7 protein-coding genes are annotated in these 7,853 nt (G+C 36.8%); 6 read left to right on the forward strand and 1 reads right to left on the reverse strand.

Annotated elements, in window-relative coordinates; translation table 11 throughout:
• Window positions 1–165 precede the first annotated feature (165 nt).
• The 5 genes from NL42_RS03650 to NL42_RS03670 are packed head-to-tail and all read left to right on the forward strand — an operon-like array spanning window position 166 to window position 5,761.
• Window positions 166–909, forward strand: coding sequence for a hypothetical protein (locus NL42_RS03650; protein ID WP_461311789.1), 744 nt, complete (start codon window positions 166–168; stop codon window positions 907–909).
• Window positions 909–1,805 (forward strand): hypothetical protein, encoded by an 897-nt coding sequence (locus NL42_RS03655; protein ID WP_461311790.1) that lies wholly within the window; start codon window positions 909–911, stop codon window positions 1,803–1,805. The genes NL42_RS03650 and NL42_RS03655 overlap by 1 nt, the downstream gene beginning before the upstream one ends.
• The gene (locus NL42_RS03660) at window positions 1,792–3,042 is read left to right on the forward strand and encodes a glycosyltransferase family 2 protein (protein ID WP_461311791.1); all 1,251 of its coding nucleotides are present in this window, start codon (window positions 1,792–1,794) and stop codon (window positions 3,040–3,042) included. The genes NL42_RS03655 and NL42_RS03660 overlap by 14 nt, the downstream gene beginning before the upstream one ends.
• Window positions 3,043–4,887: a hypothetical protein gene (locus NL42_RS03665; RefSeq protein ID WP_461311792.1), complete on the forward strand. Its 1,845-nt coding sequence runs from the start codon at window positions 3,043–3,045 to the stop codon at window positions 4,885–4,887.
• A complete protein-coding gene (locus NL42_RS03670) occupies window positions 4,865–5,761 on the forward strand; it encodes an alpha-amylase family protein (RefSeq protein ID WP_461311793.1) in 897 nt (298 codons plus the stop codon). The genes NL42_RS03665 and NL42_RS03670 overlap by 23 nt, the downstream gene beginning before the upstream one ends.
• Window positions 5,762–5,793: 32 nt before the next feature.
• Here NL42_RS03670 and NL42_RS03675 read toward each other — a convergent pair whose 3' ends face one another.
• Window positions 5,794–7,011, reverse strand: coding sequence for a tetratricopeptide repeat protein (locus NL42_RS03675; RefSeq protein ID WP_461311794.1), 1,218 nt, complete (start codon window positions 7,009–7,011; stop codon window positions 5,794–5,796).
• A gap of 266 nt (window positions 7,012–7,277) precedes the next feature.
• Here NL42_RS03675 and NL42_RS03680 point away from each other — a divergent pair.
• Window positions 7,278–7,853 (forward strand): VIT1/CCC1 transporter family protein (locus NL42_RS03680; protein WP_461311795.1); only part of this gene is annotated, 576 nt, incomplete at its 3' end.

A 7,853-nucleotide genomic window follows, 5' to 3' on the forward strand; every position in this document is an offset into this window, starting at 1 on the left:
TTTTAATTAAAAATAATAACAATATTTGACTATAGTGTGACTTTACTCTAAAAATAATACTAAAGGGATTTATAAAAGGACAAACACAACAATAAATTCAAAAATCATCACAGTTCATTATAAAAGTATAAAAATTAACATTACAAAAAGGTAGCGAGAGCTCGCATGCAACAAAAGAACCCAGGAAGAACACTCGTCTTATGGATTATCGCAGCTCATCTATTTATGGGGATGGTGGCATATGAATGGCTGCCTGTAAGTTTTAGAGGAAGCTGGATTTTTATTCTTATTCTGTTAATTTCTGGGGCTTTTTTAGAAGTCGGCGCATCATTAATTGTTGGCTTAATCGCTTTCGTAGGTGTTGCAGTATATTTTCTACTTGACCTTGGGGCACAAACACATATTGAACGTCAGCTCCTTTTACTTTTTATTATCCCCCTCATTCCTCTTTTTCTGAGTGCTGTACGCCATAATATTGAAATTAACGTCCAAAAGTATCGTGATATACAAAGTTATGATCGAAATTATCGCCGTGATATTTTCCCGCTTAGCGCACTTAAATATTTCCAACATAGTTTCTTTAAGCTTCTTGATCATCATCACATACAAGACTATGAAGTCTTTGAAATTAGGGTTCTCAACCGAACCTTAATTAAAGAAATGTTAGGCGAGGATGTATGGAAAACAACTCAAAATGACATGATTAAAATTTTGAGCCAACACAATGCGCAAGAAATTGTTTTCCAGTTTGCCGATGATGATCTAGAAACGATATACAGTATTGTTATTCGTAAACAAAAAACAGAAGAAGAACCTGAGTTTATTAAAAAGCTAAAAGAAATTATGACTTTGCGGATTGAAGTCGAATATAAAATTATTCTAATTCCACCTGAAGAGGAGATTACTTAATGTCTACTCTTCTTAATATTTGTGGAATTATTATTGCCACTAATCAATATCCAGATGGCACTTTACAGCAGTTTTATCGTCAATATTATCATTGTGAGATTAAAGCTGAACAAACAAAAACTGAAGTTCAAAGTATTAATGACCTTTCCATGTTTTTCCCATCACAGGACACATGGTGGCCTATTTTTACAATTGACCAAATCAGTTCAGATAGCTTTCAAGGGTTGATTCATAAAGGAATTAAGCCAGGCATCATATTACCAGATGAGGTTTTTAGCTTTTCTCACTATTTCTTATTAAAAGAAGCAGTGAGCCAAGGTGCTATTCCGATTGCACTTTTTAAATCGGAACAACCTCAATATTTTGCCGCCAAAGCTACATTTTCGACTGCAATTGGTTTACGGCCTATGGCTGCTTTTGTTTCAACAGGTTGGGATGAAAACTTAATTTCACAAACTGCTGGCAGCTATATTGTTCAGTTTAATCCACTGGAACTTCCGCTGCCCTCTAGAGAAATTAAACAAAAGCAGCACTTATTCTATTCAGCTAAAAGTTTTAATGGTCATGTGTCTGGTTATGAAATTATTATTAACCCTCCTGCTGATCTACCGACCACAAATATTCGATATCCTCAACTCGGAATATCATGGAAATTTAATAATATTAACTACATAAGTACTTCTGAACATGTGAACACTAGTTTTCTTGGGTATATTTTTATTGGTTTAAGCACAGTCGTAGTTCCACTCGATCTTATTTTAACCACGACCTATCCTGACCTTCTTGGTACCTTCGGCAGCTATGTTTCATGGATCTCCTTGGTCATCGGGGTGATTTTATTGTTATTGCTGATCTCGTCTATTATTAGGAGGGTTAAATCAAATGGCTCCCATTGATATTCTCTTCCTATTTGGTTTTTTAGGCATCTGGATTCCTCAAGCATTTTGGGCATGGCTGAGTTATCAGGCTTGGAAATACTCAAAAACAGCCGAAAAAGAGTTGCAGAACCTGCCTGTGCCCGATAGATGGCCTGTTTTGAGTGTCTTGATTCCTGCCTATAATGAAGGCGTAGTGATTGAAGATACTTTACATGCAATCGCGCAACAGGATTATCCAGCCGAAGCATATGAAGTTTTGCTGATTAATGATGGCTCTAAAGATAACACCCTAGAAATCGCCGAAAATCTAGCGCGGATTTATCCTTGCATAAAAATTGTCAACGTTCCTAAAGGAATGGGAGGCAAAGGTAAATCTAGGACACTGAATAATGGCCTACCCCATGCAAAAGGTGAACTCATTGTTGTTTATGACGCAGACAGTACACCTGAACCAGATTGCGTAAGGTTATTAGCACAAACGCTACTTGCAGATAAAAAATTAGTGGCTGTAAATGGCAAAGTAAGAACCCGTAATTGGCAAGATAGTATTTTGACTCGCTTTATTGCCATTGAGTTCATCTTTTTCCAATGGATTTTTCAGGGCGGTCGTTGGCAACGTTTTGAACTATCCACATTGATGGGTACCAACTATGTCATTTGGCGTGATGCTTTAGAAACCTTAGGTGGTTTTGATGAGAAGTCATTGGTCGATGACACTGAAATGAGCTTCCGGATTTTTATTGGCCAAAAACGAATTAAATGGGTTCCCTACGCAATTGGTTGGCAACAAGATCCGCCATCTTTAAGTGTGTTTGTTAAACAGCGCTCACGTTGGACTCAGGGTAATTTTTATGTGACTCGTAAATATTTACCAGTAGCGTTAAGAACCCCATTTCCTATTGGAATTGAAATTCTAAATAACATTATGTGCTACATACTTTTCGTACCCGCTTTATTCTGGAGTCATATCACCTTGACGCTTGGGTTACTGGGTATTGCAGGCATTTCAGTTCCAGGTCCCTTCACATTACTGTGGGGCCTCTCGTTTTGTCTATATGTCGCACAAATGTGGTTTACCCTTTCACTCGAAAAAGTTAAACCCGAACTCTATTTTTACTCTGTTTTATCTTATGTAAGTTACTCACAAATATTCCTATTTATTGTTTTTAAAGCCGCATATGACATGCTTAAAAATAAAATACAGGGCAACTCCCTTCAATGGTACAAAACGGAACGTAGCAAGGAGAAAAAATAAATGAAAAAGACTTTTGATCTCTACAAAACAGCTCAAGTGCTCCTTGCCAGCACCAGTCTTATGCTCGCCATGTCTGCTCATGCGTACATATGGAAACTCGACGATATTAGTACTTCAACTAAATATACGGTCGAGCCTCATTTTTTCTATATTGGAAAAGGTGCTCAGTGGCAAAACATTCAATTTTCAAGTGATTATTCCACTGAAAGTGATACAACTTTACTCGTAAAATATGATGATAAACTCATTTATAACACTACGCTGAGTGGCGATGGTCAATTCAAATTTGATATCCCAGCAAGTCAGAGTGGCTTTCATCGTTTAGATTTTATTATTCAGCAATATTCCAAACCGACTACGCTGAATCAAACCAAAGAAACATTCTGTACAGAAGATATTGATCACTTAACTTATTTAAGCAATTCCCAACTCGACTTTACGCCTATCCGTAATGTATACCGTTTAAAAGACTTACCAGATGCTTTAGCTAATCCACAAGCGAGACGGCCTACTCCGTTTGTTGGTATTTTAAAATATAACCGTAAAGAGATTATAGAAGCTTCCATGCTTGCTAGATTAGCAAGTTCATGGACTTCAATCACGCCAATTGAATGGGTTGATTCAGGACAAACTAATTTAAATGATGAAACAAATTTTATTATTGAAGTGATTCGCTCAGCTACGCCACTCAAAGGTGGAGCATTCGTACAAATTGCAAAACCAACAGATGGAGTGGCTACTCTTTCAATTACTTATCACACACCACAAGAACTCACTGCTGCTATAAATGGACTAATCAATCCCTCCTATGTAGAGCAACTTGATACAGGAAGTGCAATTTTTCCCACAACGATCTCCACCCCAACTTGGGCACAATTTAAAAAAATCAATACACTTGCCGATTTAGGCATTGAGGACTTCAGATTAAATCACGCTGAAAAGAACTTATTCCTTGATTTCCCAGCGGTATGGCAACCAACCGATATCTTGCAAGGGCAAATTGCTTTACGTATTCAAAGTGGTTTACTGCAAGGTTCAAATATTACGGCTTGGATTGATGGCGGACTTGCAGGCAGCATGAAAACAGCCGACCTTGCTTCCGATCCCGTTAACCGACAATTCAACATTTTTGCCAAAGCTATTTCTAATACGACCAATTTTAGTTTAAAGCTAGAAAACTCAGTCATTGCTAATTCACAGTGTTTACCCACTGCACATGGTTCGCTCTGGATTGATACAGCTAAATCTACCCTAAAGCTACCCCATAAACTCAAAAATGGCGTAGCCGCAATTTCAATGACTTTAGCAACGACTCCGACTATTGCAATTGATGATCAATCTGGTGCGTTAAATATCGCGATTGTATTAGGCCAAACTGCGAAAAAAATGCTTTTAACACAAGGGCCAATGCCACTTAACCTAGTCCGTTATTCGCCAAGTGCTCCACAAGCAATAAATGTTCGTGTGAATAAAGATATTTATCAACAACAGGTATTAATGCATCAAGATACTATTTATGCGCCTGCTGCTGTTAATGGTTTTATTGTGAGTTATAACAATAATCGCTTTGACGTGATTACCGACTCACAAGGCGGTGCACAAGCTTTCATGCACCTTTGGGAAAAAATACAACATAAAATTCCAAACAATGTGACAAAAATGTTGGTTTCAGAAAATGGAAATATTTATGTTTTACAAAAACTTATTGTTGGAAATCAAAAAGCGCCTTTAGTCCAACAATCTTCTTTCTTCTTATTAGTTGTGATTATCTCTGCAATCATGATAATAATTATCTTCTTGTGGTACTGGTTAAGACGAAATAATGAAAAAACAGATACCAATTAAAATAGCTGCTTTTATTATTTTAATTATTTGTAGTGTTATAGCTTATGCGGGGTTGTTCAAACATCAAAGACAAGCCCCGCATATTGAAGGAATTTTCTGGCAGCCCGACAATAACACTACTCCACCAGAGGGAAACTGGCACTATTTAGGTGTTGATACATTTGTTCCCCAATGGTCTGTTGTCGAGTCTAAATCATGGTGGAAAGAATCAAATTTTCCTCAATGGGAAAAAGCAATTAATTTAGAAAAAATTAAACAAGAGCCTTGGGCTAAAAATCTAATATTAGGCTTGGCTGGCGAATATAATGAACCTAAAGCTCGGGCAAATGTTACTGAGTTAGGGGAAAAATCTGCTGAAATTATAAAAGAGCAAAAAAATAAACCTAAAGGTTATTATTTTCCAGTGGAAGCAGATCCAACTTGGTTACGAGTAAGTGCTTTAGGTCAGGTTTTAGCTAAACTTCCAGTACCAGTTTGGGTGAGTATTTATAGTGGTGAACGCGAACCCGAACATTATGATTTATGGGTTAAAAGCTGGTTACCAGAACATAACGGCGTTTTCTTCCAAGACGGAGTTGGCGTAGGTGTACGGTCTCCTCAGCAAGCTAAACATATTTTAGATCAACTTGAACAACAGCTTGGAAAAGATAAAGTAATTATAGTACTAGAAGCATTTAGAGTTAAAAAGAATGGGCAATTTAGAGCTGCATATCCTTGGGAAATTATTTCTCAACTAAAAGCATATGAAGGAAAAACCGTCTATATTTTTGATGGTCCCCATTACATGAGCCGCTGGTGCGTCAATATTGTGAGTTTGTGGTATCGCTTCACTTATGGTGGTATTCCTACCACCATAAAGCAAGTAGAACACTAGACTAATTTTTTTATTAATAGAAACCTCTACTATTAGAAATCCTTATAAAAGACGAGTTCCACTCGGGTATTGTTGTAATGATCTTTTGTATTTACTGGCACATCTTTAAAGTAATTGCCATATAGTCGTTCAACACGTAGTTTTATAGGTTGATAATTAAAAGGTTGCCATGAAATGCCAGGGCCATATTCAAATAAATTATTGTAATACTCATCTTTACTGTCAGCTAAGCCATGCAATTTTAAATAAGCCTGTACAGTTCCGTTCTCGCCTTTATAGACATTTAAGCCAGTACGTAAGCGTAAATCACCAATAACGTTATAATCTTCTCTAGAATAAGTTGCTGCATTGCCATATAAATCAGTGAAGTAATCATTAAAGCAAAGTGAATGATTACAATTATTTTGAGAATACCACTCTTGATACCCTGTCACCCCACCGACAACACTTTCACGAAATTTATCTCTATTTCGATCAATCAGATCGTAACTTCCACCTACTTCTAAATACATGCGCACAGGTATAGATGTCCAAGGTTGATAATTAGCGCCCACACCTAAAGTTACCGCATTTTCATCAATAATTTCAGGTCGTACACCACCCTGAGACTGAGTATCGCGGTTTAGGTTTAAAAAGCCATATACCTGTGCTCGACCATTATCAAGATTCTTACCATAACGGGCTTTAAGTGGAAAAATCACATCGTCGTAACGTGACTCATACGAAGGTGCAAAATAAACATCTCGGAAATAAGTTTTGACTTCCCCTCCACTTAAATTCTTTACGGCCTGTGTCGCCTTATTGGCAATATCAGCATCTTTAGATTGCGTAAGCTCCTTAAAAACTACCAAAGCTTCTTTATCATTTTTTTGAGAGTTAAGCAGATAGGCTTCTTGGAGTTTTAAATTATCGTCTACTGGGTCTAATACCTCTGCTTTTCTTAAACTTTGCAAAGCTGCTTCTTGTTTGCCTATTCTAATCTGCAAATAAGTTAAACTTTTCCATACTTTAATATCTTGAGGTGTCATTTCGCCGAGTTCTAATAATAACTTCTCGGCATTTTCCGGTTGAGTCTTCTCAATTTTATAAAATTGGTCCCATTTATCATAAATAGGATTACCTGGTTTATATTCTTGATTAACAATCTCTTGGGCAAATGTAGTCTCCATGCTTAAGAGGCCTAAAGCTGGACAGATCGAACCAATAACGATAAAGGAACGGGTTAGAGATTTTATTGTTTTGTTATTCATTGAGACCTCTAGAGTAAAGTAGATAGAATGTTTGCGTAGAAGTAAGATTAAAATTTAATCAATAAATATTATAATTAAACTCATAAATTACATTGTTGGGGTAAGTAGGCTAGGTTCCATAAGTCATTCATTTTATCTCCTTTTATATTATGTTTTGAAAAGTAGTTATCTGATTGTTTTTCCTATAATGACACATTTTTTAATCGTATTATTGTAAATAATCTTATAGGATAAGATAAAAATTTATAACTAAAAAAGGTAAAGTCATGTCCTTTTCCCAACACCCAGAACATCATTTTATTCACCGCTCAGGTTGGTTAAGGGCAGCCGTTTTAGGTGCGAATGACGGAATTATTTCTGTTACTAGTCTAATCATGGGAATGGCTGCAAGTGGAGCCACTGCTCATACGCTTCTTATTACCTGTATTGCTGGTTTAATTTCTGGCGCAACCTCTATGGCAGCCGGAGAGTATATTTCTGTAAAATCACAAGAAGATATTGAAAAAGCAGACTTAAAATTTGAGGCACAAGAACTCAAAAAGCATCCGCAACGTGAATTGGATGAGCTCACCCAAATTTATATAGCCAGAGGCTTAGCACCGGATTTAGCTCGACAAGTTGCGATTGAACTTACAAATCATGATGCCTTGGGTGCTCACGCTCGTGATGAAATTGGTATTCATGAAAATACTGCTGCAAATCCTGTTCAAGCCGCATTAGCTTCAGCTGGCTCATTTTCATTTGGGGCATTGTTTCCTATGCTCGCTATTTTACTCAGTCCTGATATATGGATCGAAAAAACAGTTTTAATATTTGGCATTATTTCATTAGCTTTTTTAGGG

The organism is Acinetobacter sp. GN11 (assembly GCF_054823985.1).